Below are 13,941 nucleotides of genomic sequence, written 5' to 3' on the forward strand. Positions count from 1 at the left end.
AAAAGTGTCCCGATGTGACGGAAATGAATCGGACGAAGTGACCGCCCGGACACGTTTATAGGGCAGGAATAGTGTCCCCGTTTTTATCTCAAAACCCCGTTTGATTTCATCCAGTGTCCCTATATTTCAAGGGAATTCCCGGATGCGGAGGCCGCTTTGCGGACGCTACCATCCGCCCCATGCGTAAAGCCCAACCCGGCCTTGCGTTCGGCTTCGCTACACCCCTACGGAGATCACGATGAAAGTACTGAAACTCGCTGCCATTGGCGCCGCCCTGTTCGCTGCATCCGCGGCTGCCAATGCGGGTGCGACCTTCGATAACGTCAAGAAAAAAGGGTTTGTCCAATGCGGCGTTTCGACCGGCATTCCGGGATTCTCGATCGCGGACAGCAAGGGTGAATACAAGGGCCTGGACGTGGACCTGTGCCGCGCCGTCGCCGCCACCATGTTCGGCGACGCCAGCAAGTTCAAGGTCACGCCGCTGAACACGCAGCAGCGCTTCACCGCCCTGCAATCGGGCGAGGTGGACGTGCTGACCCGCAATACCACCGTCACGCTGACGCGCGACACCACCCTGGGCCTGATCGGCGTGGGCGTGAACTACTACGACAGCCAGGGCGTCATGGTCTCCAAGGACCTGAACGTCAAGAGCGCCAAGGAACTGAACGGCGCCACCATCTGCGTGCAGCCGGGCACCACCACCGAGCTGAACCTGGCCGACTGGTTCCGTGGCCAGAAGATCGAATTCAAGCCCGTCGTGATCGACAAGTACGACGAAATCATCCGCGCCTTCTCGGCCGGCCGTTGCGATGCCTTCACGACCGACAAGTCGCAGCTGGCCTCGACCCGCACCACGCTGGAGAATCCGGACAAGTACATCATCCTGCCGGAAGACTTCTCCAAGGAGCCGCTGGGCCCCATGGTGCGCCAGGGCGACGAGCAGTGGTTCAACGTGGTCCGCTGGTCGCTGAACGCGATGCTGGAAGCCGAGGAATACGGCATCACGTCCAAGAACGTCGATGAAATGACCAAGAGCACCAACCCCAACATCCAGCGCATCCTGGGCGTGACCCCCGGCATGGGCAAGAACCTGGGCGTGGACGACAAGTGGGGCTATAACATCATCAAGCAGGTCGGCAACTACGGCGAAAGCTTCGAAGCCACGCTCGGCAAGAGCAGCGCGATGAAGCTGGACCGCGGCCTGAACGCCAGCTACAAGCAAGGTGGCTTGATGTACGGCTGGCCGGTGCGCTAACACACGGCTGCCCGGCATGGCGCGCGACGCGTGCCATGCCTAGCCCGCCTTCGAGCGGGCGGCAGGAGTGGACGGCGCGGGCCGCAAGGCCCCCGCTGCCCGGTGTCCGACTTCTGTAGATTCATTCATGACGACTCCCAATAAAAACGCCCCGATTTCGGCACCCCCCCGGCGTCTGAACTGGAACGATCCCGGCGTGCGCGCCGTGGTCTATCAAGTGATCGCACTGGCCGCCGTCGCCCTGGCGGTGTGGTTCCTGGTTTCAAACACGCTTCACAACCTGTCCGTGCGCAACATCGCCACGGGCTTCGGTTTCCTGCAACGCGAGGCCGGCTTCGCCATCGGCGAAACGCCCATCGCGTATACCCCCGCCGACACGTATGGCCGCGCCATCTGGGTGGGCCTGCTCAACACGCTGCGCGTGGCCGTGCTCGGCATCGTGCTGGCGACCATCCTCGGCACGCTGATCGGCGTCGGCCGGCTGTCCAAGAACTGGCTCGTCGCCAAAATCACCTCGGTCTACGTCGAAGTGATGCGCAACGTGCCGCTGCTGCTGCAGCTGTTCTTCTGGTATGCGCTGATCACCGAGAACATGCCCGGCCCGCGCCAGGCGCACAACCCGCTGCCGGGCGTGTTCATCTCCAACCGCGGCCTGAAGGTGCCGGCGCTGGAGGGCAACTCGCTCGACTGGATGCTGGCCGGCCTGGGCCTGGCCATCGTCGCCATCCTGTTCCTGGGCCACTGGGGCAAGAAGCGTCAGGAAGCCACCGGCCACGTGTTCCCGCTGGGCCGCGCCGCCATCGGCCTGCTGATCGGCTTGCCGATCGTGGGCTGGCTGGTCAGCGGCGCTTCGCTGACGCTGGACATGCCGGAACTGAAGGGCTTCAACTTCAGCGGCGGCCTGACGCTGTCGCCGGAGTTCGCCGCGCTGCTGGCGGGCCTGGTGATCTACACCTCGGCCTTCATCGCCGAAGTGGTGCGCTCGGGCATCCAGGCGGTCAACAATGGCCAATGGGAAGCGGCCGGGGCTCTGGGCCTGCGCCGCAAGCAGGTGCTGCGCCTGGTGGTGCTGCCGCAGGCGCTGCGCGTGATCATCCCGCCGATGACCAGCCAGTTCCTCAACCTCACCAAGAACAGCTCGCTGGCCGTGGCCATCGGCTATCCGGACATCGTGTCGGTGGTCAACACCACGCTGAACCAGACCGGGCAGGCCATCGAGGGCATTCTCATCATCATGGGCGCGTACCTCACGGTCAGCCTGTCGATCTCGATCTTCATGAACTGGTACAACAAGCGCATTGCGCTGGTGGAGCGTTGATATGAGCAGCACTACGCATACCCCCAGCGAAGGGCTGCCGCCGCCCAAGACCCATGTCGGCGCGTGGGCGTGGCTGCGCTCGCGCCTGTTTTCCTCGCCGCTGAACATCCTGATCACGGTGCTGCTGGCGTGGTTCCTGTTGATGTCGGTGCCGGCGCTGGTCGAGTGGGCCTTCATCAAGGCCAACTTCACCGCCGCCAACGCGCAGGAATGCCGCGCCTCGGTGGGCGGGGCCTGCTGGGCCTTCATCATCGAAAAGCACCGGCTGATCCTGTTCGGCACCTATCCGTACGACGAGCAATGGCGGCCGCTGATCGCGACCATCATCCTGGTCGCGGTGATCGTGTGCAGCGGCATCCGCCGTTTCTGGAACTGGAAGCTCGCCATCATCTGGACCGTCGGCCTGACCGCCGTGGCGATCCTGATGTGGGGCGGCGTGCTGGGCCTGACCTACGTCGAGAACGCGCGCTGGGGCGGCCTGCCGCTGACGTTGATCCTGTCGACGTTCGGCATCGCCTTCGCCTTCCCGATCGGCGTGCTGCTGGCCCTGGGCCGGCGCTCGAAGATGCCGGCCATCAAGGCGCTGTGCGTCGTGTACATCGAGCTGATCCGCGGCGTGCCGCTGATCAGCCTGCTGTTCATGTCGTCGGTGATGCTGCCGCTGTTCCTGCCGGAAGGGTTCTCCATCGACAAGCTGCTGCGCGCGCAGATCGCGATCATCATGTTCGCGGCCGCGTACATCGCCGAAACGGTGCGCGGCGGCCTGCAGGCGATCCCCAAGGGCCAGTACGAAGGCGCCGACTCGCTCGGCCTGAACTACTGGCAGCAGATGCGCAAGATCATCCTGCCGCAGGCGCTCAAGATCGTGATCCCGCCGCTGGTCAGCATCTTCATCGCGCTGTTCAAGGACACGTCGCTGGTGGTGATCATCGGCATCTTCGACCTGACGCTGGCGGCCAAGGCGGCCCTGTCCGACGCGGCATGGCGCGGATTCGGGGTGGAGGCGTATCTGTTCATCTCGCTGATCTACTTCGTCTTCTGCTTCTCCATGTCCAAATACAGCCAGGCGCTGGAAAAACGCCTGGCCACGGGCCACGCACGCTAGAACCTTGCCGCGGGTCCGCCACCGGCGGACCCGCAATGCGATATTTACGGGAGTACAGGCATGTCTGATGCCATCATTCGACTGCAGGACGTGAACAAGTGGTACGGCCAGTTCCACGTGCTGCGCAACATCAACCTGGACGTGGCGCCGGGTGAGCGCATCGTGGTGTGCGGGCCGTCGGGCTCGGGCAAGTCCACCATGATCCGCTGCATCAACCGGCTCGAAGAGCACCAGAAAGGCCACATCATCGTGGACGGCACTGAGCTCACCAACGACCTCAAGCACATCGAGACCATCCGCAAGGACGTCGGCATGGTGTTCCAGCACTTCAACCTGTTCCCGCACCTGACGGTGCTGGAGAACCTGACGCTGGGCCCGATGTGGGTCTTGAAGAAGCCGCGCGCCGAAGCCGAGGCCACGGCCATGAAATACCTGGAGCGCGTGCGCATCCCGGACCAGGCCAAGAAATTCCCCGGCCAGCTCTCGGGCGGCCAGCAGCAGCGCGTGGCCATCGCCCGTTCGCTGTGCATGAGCCCCAAGATCATGCTGTTCGATGAGCCGACCTCGGCGCTGGACCCGGAAATGGTCAAGGAAGTGCTGGACGTGATGGTCAACCTGGCCCAGGAGAGCGGCATGACGATGCTGTGCGTGACCCATGAAATGGGCTTCGCGCGCAAGGTCGCCAACCGCGTCATCTTCATGGACCGCGGCGAGATCATCGAACAGAACAGCCCGGACGAGTTCTTCGACAATCCGCAGAACGAGCGCACCAAGCTGTTCCTGAGCCAGATCCTGCATTGAGGCCGGGCGGGCTCCGGCCCGCCGCGCCCGGATCCGAAGCCGCCTTCCCTGGAAGGCGGCTTTTCTTTGGGCGCCGGCCGTTGGCGAGGCGGCGCGAAAGGGAAGGCGCCGAGCACGCCGGGGTGGCCGGCGCACGTTGTTTCCAGTCGGCCGGGGCGCGCCGTTCACGGGAAAAGCGCTCGGTTCTCCTGGTATCCCTTTGTTACGCCGTTCACCCCGCTGCGGTATGCTACCGACCGCCATCGATGCAATGAGAGGAGCAAACCAGATGAAACAGACCCCCCGCGGCGCCATGCGCCGCGTCCTGCTGGGCGGCGCCGCGGCCCTGGCCGCCACGCTGACCCTGGGCGCGCCCGCGCTGGCCCAGACCACCGATTTCCCCACCAAGCCGCTGCGCTTCGTGGTGCCTTACCCGCCCGGCGGCCCGCTCGACACCATGGCCCGCATGCTGGCCGAGAAGGTGCGCGGCTCGCTCGGCCAACCCGTCGTGGTGGAAAACCGCTCGGGCGCCGGCGGCAACATTGGCGCCGACCTGGTGGCCAAGGCCCCGGCCGACGGCTACACGCTGGTGATGGGCGCCGTCGCGACCCACGCCATCAACCCCTGGCTGTTCGCCAACCTGCCCTATGACCCGGTGAAGGATTTCGCCCCGGTCACCATCGTGGCGTCGGTGCCGAACGTGCTGGTGATGAACGTCGAATTTGCCGCCAAGAACAAGATCGAGAAGCTGTCGGACCTGATCGAGTACGCCAAGAAGAATCCGGGCAAGCTGAACTACGGTTCGGGCGGCAACGGCAGCGCTGGCCACCTGTCGGGCGAGCTGCTCAAGGCGCGCGCCGGCATCAACGTCGAGCACATTCCCTACCAGGGCGCGGCCCCGGCGCAATTGGCGCTGCTGTCGGGCCAGTCGGACTTCATGTTCGACAACCTGGCGGCCTCGGCGCCGCTGATCAAGGACGGCAAGGTGAAGGCGCTGGCCGTGACCACCGCCAAGCGTTCGTCGCTGCTGGCCGACGTGCCGACGGTGGAAGAGTCGGGCATCAAGGGCTTCGACCTGGGCACCTGGTTCGGCGTCTTCACGACCGGTGGCACGCCGGCGCCGGTGGTGGCCAAGCTGAACAAGGCCTACTCGGAAGCGATGCAGCAGCCCGACGTCAAGCAGCGCCTGCTGACGATGGGTTCGGAAGCGCCTCCCATGACGCCCGAAGCCTTCGCCGAGTTCGTCAAGAACGAAAAGGCCAAGTACCAGGAGATCGTGAAGATCTCCGGCGCCAGCCTGAACTGAGGCGGGCGTGTCTGGCGCGTCCCGTCGGGCACGCGCCAGGCCTGACGCCGCCCCTGTCCGTCGGGCGGCGCATCCCCCTGCGTATCCTTTGGGCGGCGCGATGGCGGCATCCACGCTTCATTCGCGCGGTTCGATCATTCGCGCGGCGCGGCCAGCAGGCCGTCCACCAGCCGCGCCAGCAGCTTGCGGTCGGTTTCCAGGTCGGTGCAGCCGTACTGGTCGGCCTCGCGGTTGACCCAGGCGTCATGCGCGCGCCATTGGTCGCCCGCGGCGTCCAGCCGCAGCGCGTAGATCCAGATGCCGGTCCAGCTGCGATGAAAGCGCAGCACGCCATCGTCGAGATAGATGAACCACTTGTCTTCCATTTCCCGCGGGATGCGGCCCTGCCGCAGACGGGCGTACTGGTCGGCCGTGTAGGTGGCCTCAAAGGGCAGCGCGGCGCGCTTCTTCGGCGCAGGCAGGTGTTTCCAGGATGCGGCTTGGGCGTCGGGCATGGCAACCGGTTTGATCTATGCTGGCGGGATGCGCGCACGCTCGGAAGTCCGCGGGCGCGACCCCTCGCATACTAAGGCCAGAATCATGCATTTGTCCCCCGCCATTCCCATCCTGCGCATCTTTTCGGTCGACAAGGCGCGCGAGTTCTACCTGGATTTCCTCGGCTTCGAGTGGGACTGGGAACACCGCTTCGAACCGGGCCTGCCGCTGTACGCGCAGGTGCATCGCGGCGAGCTGGTGCTGCACCTGAGCGAGCACTACGGCGATGCCACGCCGGGCGCGGCCATCTTCGTGCGCGCCACCGGCGTCGACGATTACCAGGCCGAGCTGATCGGCAAGCAATACGGCTACGCGCGGCCCGGCGTCGAGGACGCGCCCTGGGGCCGGCTGCTGAAGGTGACCGACCCGTTCGGCAACCGCCTGACCTTCTGCGAATCGAGCGACTGAGCCCGTCAACCCCGCGGCCAGGGCCGCGCGCCTCACACGCCCAGGTAGCGCTGGGCCAGTTCGGGTTGCGCGGCCAGTTCGGCGGGCGTGCCCTGCCAGGCCACCCGGCCTTTTTCCAGCACGTGGTGGCGGTCGACCAGCGTGGCCATTTCCTTCAGATTCTTGTCGATCACCAGGATGGTCTGGCCTTCGTCCTTCAGGCGCCGCAGGCAGTTCCAGATCTCGTGGCGGATCAGCGGCGCCAGGCCCTCGGTGGCTTCGTCCAGGATCAGCAGGCGCGGGTTGATCAACAGCGCGCGGCCCACCGCTAGCATCTGCTGTTCCCCGCCCGACAGGGTGCGGGCCGACTGGCCGCGCCGTTCCTTCAGGCGCGGAAACAGCTCGAACACGCGATCGATGTGCCAGCCGGGGCGGGCCTGGCGCGCGGTGGCGACCAGGTTCTCCTCGACCGACAGCGAACCGAACACACGCCGGCCCTCGGGCACCAGGCCGATGCCGAGCCGGGCAATGCGGTGCGGCGCCAGGCCTGTGATGGGCTGGCCGTCCAGCAGCACCTGGCCGCCCTGCGCCGGCAGCATGCCCATCAGCGTCTTGACGGTGGTGGTCTTGCCCATGCCGTTGCGGCCGATCAGCGACACCACCTGGCGCGGCGCGATGTCCAGGTCGACGCCGAACAGCACCTTGCTGGCGCCGTAGCCGGCCTGCAGTTGCGCGACTTGCAGCATCAGTCTTCCTCCTCGCCCAGATAGGCGGCGCGCACGTCGGGGTGGCGGCGCACCTCGTCGGGCGTGCCGGTGAAGATGGTCTTGCCGTAGACCAGCACGGTGATGCGGTCGGCCAGCGCGAACACCGCGTCCATGTCGTGTTCGACAAGCAGGATGGCGTACTGGCCTTTCAGTTCGCGCAGCAGGTCGGTCATGCGCTGCGATTCCTCGGCGCCCAAGCCCGCCATGGGTTCGTCCAGCAACAGCACGGAGGCGTCCAGCGATAGCGCCATGGCCAGTTCCAGCTGCCGTTTTTCGCCATGGGCCAGGGCCGACACGCGCACGCCGGCGCGGTCGGCCAGGCCCACGCGAGCCAAGGCCGCGCGCGCCGGCTCGCGCAGGCGCGCCATGCGGCGCGCATTGCGCCACAGGTTGAAGCCGCCGGGGCTGCGCGCCTGCACCGCCATGGCGACGTTGTCTTCGGCGGTGAACTGCGGGTACAGCTGGCTGATCTGGAACGAGCGCGCCAGCCCGGCCGCCGGCCGCTTGTGCGCGGGCAGGCGGGTGATGTCGCGGCCGTCGAGCAGGATGCGGCCGGCGTCGGGCAGGATCTCGCCGCTGATCTGCGACAGCAGCGTGGTCTTGCCGGCGCCGTTGGGGCCGATCAATGCATGCAGTTCGCCGGGCCGCAGTTGCAGGTCGACGCCCTGGGTGGCGCGGACCGCGCCAAAGGCTTTCCGCAGGCCCTCGATGGCGAGCTTGGCCGGTTCAGTCATGGTGCGCGCCTCCCGTCAGCCAGCCATAGACCCCGCGCTTGCCGAACAGCACCACCAGCACCAGCACGGGGCCGAGGATCAGCATCCAGTGCTCGGTCCAGGCGGTGGCCAGTTGCTCCAGCCCCAGGTAGACGGCCACGCCCAGCACCGGCCCGAAGATCGAGCCCATGCCGCCCAGGATCACCATGGCCATCAGCTCGCCGGACTTCTGCCAGCCGGCCATGTCGGGGCTGACGAACAGCGCGTAGTTGGCCCACAGCGCGCCGGCCAGGCCGGCGCCGGCGGCCGACAGCACGAAGGCGGTCAGGCGGTAGCGCAGCGGCGCCAGGCCCAGCCCGGTGCTGCGGCGCGGATTCTGCCGCAGGCTCTGCAGCGCCATGCCGAAGGGCGAGTTGACGATGCGCCGGCACAGGAATACCCATGCCGCCAGCAGCGCCAGGCAGACGTAGTAGAACGTGACCGGTCCGTTCAGATCCAGGCCGGGCAGCGTGTTGCGCGCGTCGATCGACAGGCCGTCGTCGCCGCCGTAGACCACCAGCCCCACCAGGATGAAGTACAGCATCTGGCCGAAGGCCAGCGTGATCATGATGAACTGCACGCCCGCGGTGCGCAGCGACAGGAAGCCCACCACCAGCCCGGCCAGCGCGGCGCAAGCCACGGCCAGCGGCCACATGACCAGCGCGGCCTGGCTGCCGCTCCAGCCGAACAGCGTGTCGCCCTGCGCGAAGTGGTAGCCGGCGATGCCGATCACGTAGCCGCCCAGGCCGAAGAAGGCCGCGTGGCCGAAGCTGACCATGGCGCCGTAGCCCAGGATCAGGTCGAGGCTGACGGCGGCGATGGCGTAGATCAGGAAGCGGGTCATCAGGTTGACCAGGAAGGCTTCGCCGGTGGCCGAGGCCAGCGCCGGCACCAGCGCGAACAGCGCCAGCCCGGCCAGGTTTACGAGGGTTTTTCGGCTCATGGGTTTCCTAGCGAGTCGCCGGCACGAGGCCGCGCGGCTTGAACAGCAGCACGATGGCCATCAGGATGTAGATGCTGGCCGAGACCAGGCTGGAACTGGCCGAGTCCGACAGCTGCGGCGGCAGCAGGCGCGACATCCAGAAGGGGATGTAGGCGCGGCCCAGCGCGTCGGTCATGCCGATCATCAGCGAACCGGCCAGCGCGCCGCGCACCGAGCCCACGCCGCCGACCACGATGACGACGAAAGTGGTGATGAGGATGCGTTCGCCCATGCCGATCTCCACCGCCAGCAGCGGCGCCGCCATGACGCCGGCGAAGCCGCACAGCAGCGCGCCGAGCGTGAAGATCAGGGTGAACAGACGCTGGATGTTCACGCCCAGCGCGTCCACCATCTCGCCGTCGTCGGCGCCGGCGCGCACCAGCATGCCGACGCGGGTGCGCGAGATCAGCAGCCACAGGCCCAGCGCCACCAGCACGCCGGCGCCGATGAAGGCCAGCCGCATCACCGGATAGTTCAGGCCGGGCAGCAGCGCCACCGAGCCGGCCAGGAACGGCGGGATGTCCATGAACGGCGGGCTGCGGCCGAACAGCACCGTGACCAGCTCGTTGGTGAACAGCGTCAGCCCGAGCGTGGCCAGCACCTGGTCCAGGTGGTCGCGGCGGTAGAGATGGCGGATCACCAGCAGCTCCACCACCAGCCCGTACAGCGCGGCGCCGGCCAACGCGGCCAGCAACGCCGCGAAGAACGAGCCGGTGGCCGCCGCCGCGCTGGCGGCGCAGAACGCGCCCACCATGTAGAACGAGCCGTGCGTCAGGTTGATGACGTTCATGATGCCGAACACCAGCGTCAGGCCGGCCGACAACAGGAACAGCAGCGCGCTGTACTGCAGGCCGTTCAGGACCTGTTCCAGGAACATCAGCATGGCGGGCTCCGGAGGCTACATCTTGCAGTCGGCCGCGTGCACGTCGGTATGGTCGCGGGCGATCACCTTGAGGTTCTTGTAGACCAGCTTGCCATCGGGCCCGGACTCGATGTGCAGCAGGTACCAGTCCTGGACCGGGTGCTGGTTGGGGCCGAACTTGAACTTGCCGCGCACGCTGGGGAAATCGGCGCGGCGCAGCGCCTCGCGGAAGGCGTCGGCCTTGCCGGTGATATCGCCGCCCACGGCCTTCAGGCCCGAGCCGATCAGGTTGGCGGTGTCGTAGGCCTGGGCCGCATAGGCGGTGGGCGCGCGGTTGTAGGCCTTGGTGAAGGCTTCGACGAAGTGCTTGTTCTGCGGATTGTCCAGGTCGGCGCTCCACAGCGAACTCAGGTAGAAGCCCTTGCCGGCGTTGCCGGTGGCGGCCAGCATGCGTTCGTCCATCGAGTAGATGGGCGTGATCATCTTGATCTTGTCGGCCAGGCCGGAGTTGGCGAACTGCTTGGTCAGGTTGATGCCGGCGCCACCCGGATGGAACTGGAAGATGGCGTCCGGGTTGAGCGAGCGGATGCGCGCCAGCTCGACCGAGAAGTCGGCCTGTTCGAGCTTGGTGTAGATCTCGTCGGCGATCTCGCCCTTGTAGGTGCGCTTGAAGCCGGCCACGGCGTCGCGCCCGGCCTGGTAGTTGGGCGCCATGACGACGATGCGCTTGGCGCCCAGTTCGTTGGCGGCGATGCCGGCGGTGTCGGCGTACGAGTCGTTCTGGAACGCCACCGAGAAATAGTTGGGGTTGCAGGCCTTGCCGGCATAGTTGGAGGGGCCGGCGTTCAGGCTGACGTAGAAGCCGCCGGCGTTGAGCACGGTCGGCCCGACCGCGGCCATGACGTTGGAGAAATTGATGCCGGTAAAGAGGCGCACGCCGCCCTGCACCATCTTGTCGGCGATCTGCTTGGCGTTGGCGGGCTTGAGCGCGTCGTCCTCGACCCGCACGTTGACCGGCACCCCGCCCAGCTTGCCGCCGCCTTCCTTGACCGCCAGCATGAAGGCGTCGCGTTCGTCCTCGCCGATGTAGCCGGCGGGGGTGGACAGCGTGCCGATGAAGCCGATGTCCACGGGTTTCTGCTGCGCCTGGACGCCGCCGGCGGCCAGTGCCAGCAGCAGCGCGGCGCCGCCGCGGGTGATGCGTGTCGTCATGGTTGTCTCCTCCTGTGCCTGCTTTTTTTATGGCTGGATGGGTCCCGCGAGACAGTTCTCCACCTTCCAGCCGTAGAGCCACTGCAACGCGTCGTAGAACTGGGACTGGCCGCGGCCGGTCCACAGCATGTTGCGCACGGTGCGTTCGACACCGCGCGCGTGATAGAGCCTGCCCATTTCGCGGGTCGACCAGACCACGCGCGCGCTGCGCGGGATGCGCACCGATTCGTACAGCCGGAAGGCGGCTTGCAGGTCGTGGTCGCAGCGCTTGACGGCCTCGCCCAAGGTCACCGCGTCTTCCAGCGCCATGCAGGCGCCCTGGGCCATGTACTGCGTCATGGGATGGGCGGCGTCGCCCAGGATCGTGACGCGCCCCTGGCCCCACTGTTCGACCGGCTCGCGGTCGGCGGTGGCCCAGCGCTTCCAGGAGGTGGGGCGGTCCAGCATCTGGTGCGGGCGCGGGTGGATGCCCTGGAAGTACGACAGCACCTCTTCCTTGCTGCCTTCGCGCACGCCCCATTGTTCCTGTTCGCGGCTGTGGAAGGTCACCACCAGGTTGTATTGCTGGCCGCCGCGCAACGGGTAGTGCACCAGGTGGCAGTGCGGGCCGGCCCACAGCACCGGCGCGTTGATGCGCAGTTCCTCGGGCATGTTGTCGCGCTCGACCACGGCGCGGTAGACCACGTGGCCGGTCACGCGCGGCGGATCGCCGATCAGGTGCTCGCGGATCACCGACTTGACGCCGTCGGCGCCGATCACCGCGTCGGCCTGGTAGCGGTTGCCTTCGGTGTCGGTGACCTCGACGCGTTTTTCGTCCTGCTTGACGCTGGCGATCTGGGTCGAGGTGCGAAAGCGGATCAGCGGGTTCTGCTGCACCGCTTCCAGGATGGACAGGTGGATGTCGGCGCGGTGGATCACGGCGTAGGGGCCGCCGAAACGCTCGCGGAAGGCGGCGCCGGTGTCGATGCGCACCACTTCGCGCGCGTCGACCGCGTCCATCATGATGATGTGGTCGGTGAAGACCGCGCGCTGGCGCGCCGTGGGGCCCACGCCCAGCGCATCGAGCGCGGCGAAGGCGTTGGGGCCGAGCTGGATGCCGGCGCCGATCTCGCCGATGTGCGCGGCCTGCTCCAGCAACTGCACCGCGATGCCCTGGCGCGTCAGCGCCAGCGCCGCGGCCAGGCCGCCGATGCCGCCGCCCACGACGATGACGGATTGGGGCGGGTTCTTTGCGGGGGTTGCGTTCATTGCGTGGTTCCTTGCGTGTTCACTCTTGGCGGCCGAGGAAGGCGCCTTGCCGTTGCAGTTGCGCCTGCAGCGCCGCCACGGGCACGTCGGCAGGCGCGTGGCCGTCGCGCAGCGCCATGGCGGCCGCGGTGCCGGCGGCCTCGCCCATGACGAAGCAGCTGCCGCTGACGCGCGCGGCCGACTGGCCTTCGTGCGTCATCGACGCGCAGCGTCCGGCCACCAGCACGTTGGCGGCCACGCCCGGGCCGCGGCGCGGCACCATCATGCGGAACGGCAGCTGGTTGTAGCCGCGCGATTCCGGAATCGGCGGCCACAGCCATTGCACGTCCCCGGCGGTGTGCATTTCCAGCGGCCAGCCGTTCACGCCGATGCTGTCCTCGAAGTCGGCGCAGCCCAGCACGTCTTCCTTGGTCAGCATGGCCTCGCCGATGATGCGGCGGGTCTCGCGGATGCCCAGCTGCGGCGCGATGTCGAGCACATAGGCGTTCTCAAAGCCCGGCACCTTGGCGCGCAGGAACTTCAGGTATTCGGTGATCTGGCGGCGGCCTTCCAGCTCGCCGGCCGAGAGCGAGGCGGCGTCGGTGCCGTCGGCCGCGCTGCCGTCGGCGTTGGCCAGCTGGGTGACGTTGACGCGCCATTCGTAGTCATGCTTTTGCGGCCGCACGATGGCGCCGCGCCGCGGGAAGGTGAATTCGCCGCTGGCGGCGGCCTGGTCCATCAACTGCGGGATGGTCTTCCAGGCCTCCTGGGCGCGGGCGCCATCGACGTTGCCGACCTTGAACATCAGCGTGGGGTAGAGCATGTGGCCCTGCGCGTCGCCCTTTTCGAACGGCAGGCCGCCCCATTGCGCGATGTCGGCGTCGCCCGAGCAGTCGATGAAGACCTTGCCGCGCACCGCGAAGCGGCCGGACTTGGTCTCCAGGAACAGTGCGTCGACGTTGCCGGCGGCGTCGCGCGCCAGGCCGGTGGCCAATGCGTGGAACAGGATTTGTGCGCCGCTGTCCTGCACCATGCCGTCGGCCGCGCACTTGAAGGCGGCGATGTCGTAGGCCTGGGCGTGGATCTTGCCCAGGATCAGGTGCGGGTCGTTCAGGCCGTCCAGCGCGCGCATGCGGTCCAGCAGTTCATCGGTCATGCCATGCACCACCTGGCGGATGGCGCCGCGCACATTGGCGTGCAGGCCGCAGAAGTTGGAGACGCCCGCCGCCGTGCCCATGCCGCCGAGAAAGCCATAGCGTTCCACCAGCAGCACGCTGGCGCCGTTGCGGGCGGCGCTGGCGGCCGCCAGGATGCCGGCGGGGCCGCCGCCCAGCACGACGACGTCGTATTCGCCGTAGAGCGGCACCTGGCGGGCGGGTTCGGTGAGGGTCATGCCTTGTCTCCTTGCTTGTCCTGCTTGACTGCGTGCTGTGTTGCGAAATGCCGGGCGGCGA

At 67.2% G+C, this 13,941-nt stretch carries 14 protein-coding genes; 6 read left to right on the forward strand and 8 right to left on the reverse strand.

The features are described from left to right. Positions 1-238 precede the first annotated feature (238 nt). The 5 genes from ACVN9Z_RS09755 (at position 239) to ACVN9Z_RS09775 (ending at position 5,764) form a co-directional block, all read left to right on the forward strand. Positions 239-1,255 carry an amino acid ABC transporter substrate-binding protein gene (locus ACVN9Z_RS09755; RefSeq protein WP_054448530.1) on the forward strand — a complete coding sequence of 339 codons (1,017 nt, stop codon included), beginning with the start codon at positions 239-241 and terminating at the stop codon, positions 1,253-1,255. A gap of 127 nt (positions 1,256-1,382) precedes the next feature. Then, positions 1,383-2,573: an amino acid ABC transporter permease gene (locus ACVN9Z_RS09760; RefSeq protein ID WP_054483562.1), complete on the forward strand. Its 1,191-nt coding sequence runs from the start codon at positions 1,383-1,385 to the stop codon at positions 2,571-2,573. Between the two features lies 1 nt (position 2,574). Next, positions 2,575-3,678 (forward strand): amino acid ABC transporter permease, encoded by a 1,104-nt coding sequence (locus ACVN9Z_RS09765; RefSeq protein ID WP_006386909.1) that lies wholly within the window; start codon positions 2,575-2,577, stop codon positions 3,676-3,678. Positions 3,679-3,738: 60 nt separating this feature from the next. Beyond that, the gene (locus ACVN9Z_RS09770) at positions 3,739-4,479 is read left to right on the forward strand and encodes an amino acid ABC transporter ATP-binding protein (RefSeq protein ID WP_006386910.1); all 741 of its coding nucleotides are present in this window, start codon (positions 3,739-3,741) and stop codon (positions 4,477-4,479) included. A gap of 268 nt (positions 4,480-4,747) precedes the next feature. Beyond that, positions 4,748-5,764: a Bug family tripartite tricarboxylate transporter substrate binding protein gene (locus ACVN9Z_RS09775; protein ID WP_006386911.1), complete on the forward strand. Its 1,017-nt coding sequence runs from the start codon at positions 4,748-4,750 to the stop codon at positions 5,762-5,764. Between the two features lie 134 nt (positions 5,765-5,898). Here the strand turns inward: ACVN9Z_RS09775 and ACVN9Z_RS09780 are convergent, their stop codons facing one another. Then, positions 5,899-6,258, reverse strand: coding sequence for a hypothetical protein (locus ACVN9Z_RS09780; RefSeq protein WP_006386912.1), 360 nt, complete (start codon positions 6,256-6,258; stop codon positions 5,899-5,901). Positions 6,259-6,343: 85 nt separating this feature from the next. Between ACVN9Z_RS09780 and ACVN9Z_RS09785 the strand changes: the two genes are divergently transcribed. Next, positions 6,344-6,706 carry a glyoxalase superfamily protein gene (locus ACVN9Z_RS09785; protein ID WP_006386913.1) on the forward strand — a complete coding sequence of 121 codons (363 nt, stop codon included), beginning with the start codon at positions 6,344-6,346 and terminating at the stop codon, positions 6,704-6,706. Positions 6,707-6,738: 32 nt separating this feature from the next. On the opposite strand, the gene ACVN9Z_RS09790 is transcribed toward ACVN9Z_RS09785, so the two are convergent. Genes ACVN9Z_RS09790 through ACVN9Z_RS09820 form a run of 7 tightly spaced genes read right to left on the reverse strand, consistent with a single transcriptional unit; the run spans position 6,739 to position 13,880 of the window. Next, the gene (locus ACVN9Z_RS09790) at positions 6,739-7,431 is read right to left on the reverse strand and encodes an ABC transporter ATP-binding protein (RefSeq protein WP_006386914.1); all 693 of its coding nucleotides are present in this window, start codon (positions 7,429-7,431) and stop codon (positions 6,739-6,741) included. Beyond that, a complete protein-coding gene (locus tag ACVN9Z_RS09795) occupies positions 7,431-8,186 on the reverse strand; it encodes an ABC transporter ATP-binding protein (protein WP_458213357.1) in 756 nt (251 codons plus the stop codon). Before ACVN9Z_RS09795 ends, ACVN9Z_RS09790 begins: the two co-directional genes overlap by 1 nt. Beyond that, positions 8,179-9,147 (reverse strand): branched-chain amino acid ABC transporter permease, encoded by a 969-nt coding sequence (locus ACVN9Z_RS09800; RefSeq protein ID WP_006386917.1) that lies wholly within the window; start codon positions 9,145-9,147, stop codon positions 8,179-8,181. Before ACVN9Z_RS09800 ends, ACVN9Z_RS09795 begins: the two co-directional genes overlap by 8 nt. 7 nt (positions 9,148-9,154) lie before the next feature. Continuing rightward, entirely contained in the window at positions 9,155-10,069 is a 915-nt protein-coding gene (locus tag ACVN9Z_RS09805; RefSeq protein WP_006386918.1) for a branched-chain amino acid ABC transporter permease, read from the reverse strand. A 15-nt stretch (positions 10,070-10,084) separates the two neighbouring features. Further along, positions 10,085-11,260 carry an ABC transporter substrate-binding protein gene (locus ACVN9Z_RS09810; RefSeq protein ID WP_006386919.1) on the reverse strand — a complete coding sequence of 392 codons (1,176 nt, stop codon included), beginning with the start codon at positions 11,258-11,260 and terminating at the stop codon, positions 10,085-10,087. A gap of 27 nt (positions 11,261-11,287) precedes the next feature. Continuing rightward, a complete protein-coding gene (locus ACVN9Z_RS09815; protein WP_026383618.1) occupies positions 11,288-12,508 on the reverse strand; it encodes a 3-hydroxybenzoate 6-monooxygenase in 1,221 nt (406 codons plus the stop codon). A 19-nt stretch (positions 12,509-12,527) separates the two neighbouring features. After that, positions 12,528-13,880: an FAD-dependent oxidoreductase gene (locus ACVN9Z_RS09820; RefSeq protein ID WP_458213358.1), complete on the reverse strand. Its 1,353-nt coding sequence runs from the start codon at positions 13,878-13,880 to the stop codon at positions 12,528-12,530. Positions 13,881-13,941: the final 61 nt, after the last annotated feature.

The sequence above is a fragment of the Achromobacter sp. KK8 genome (assembly GCF_054188005.1).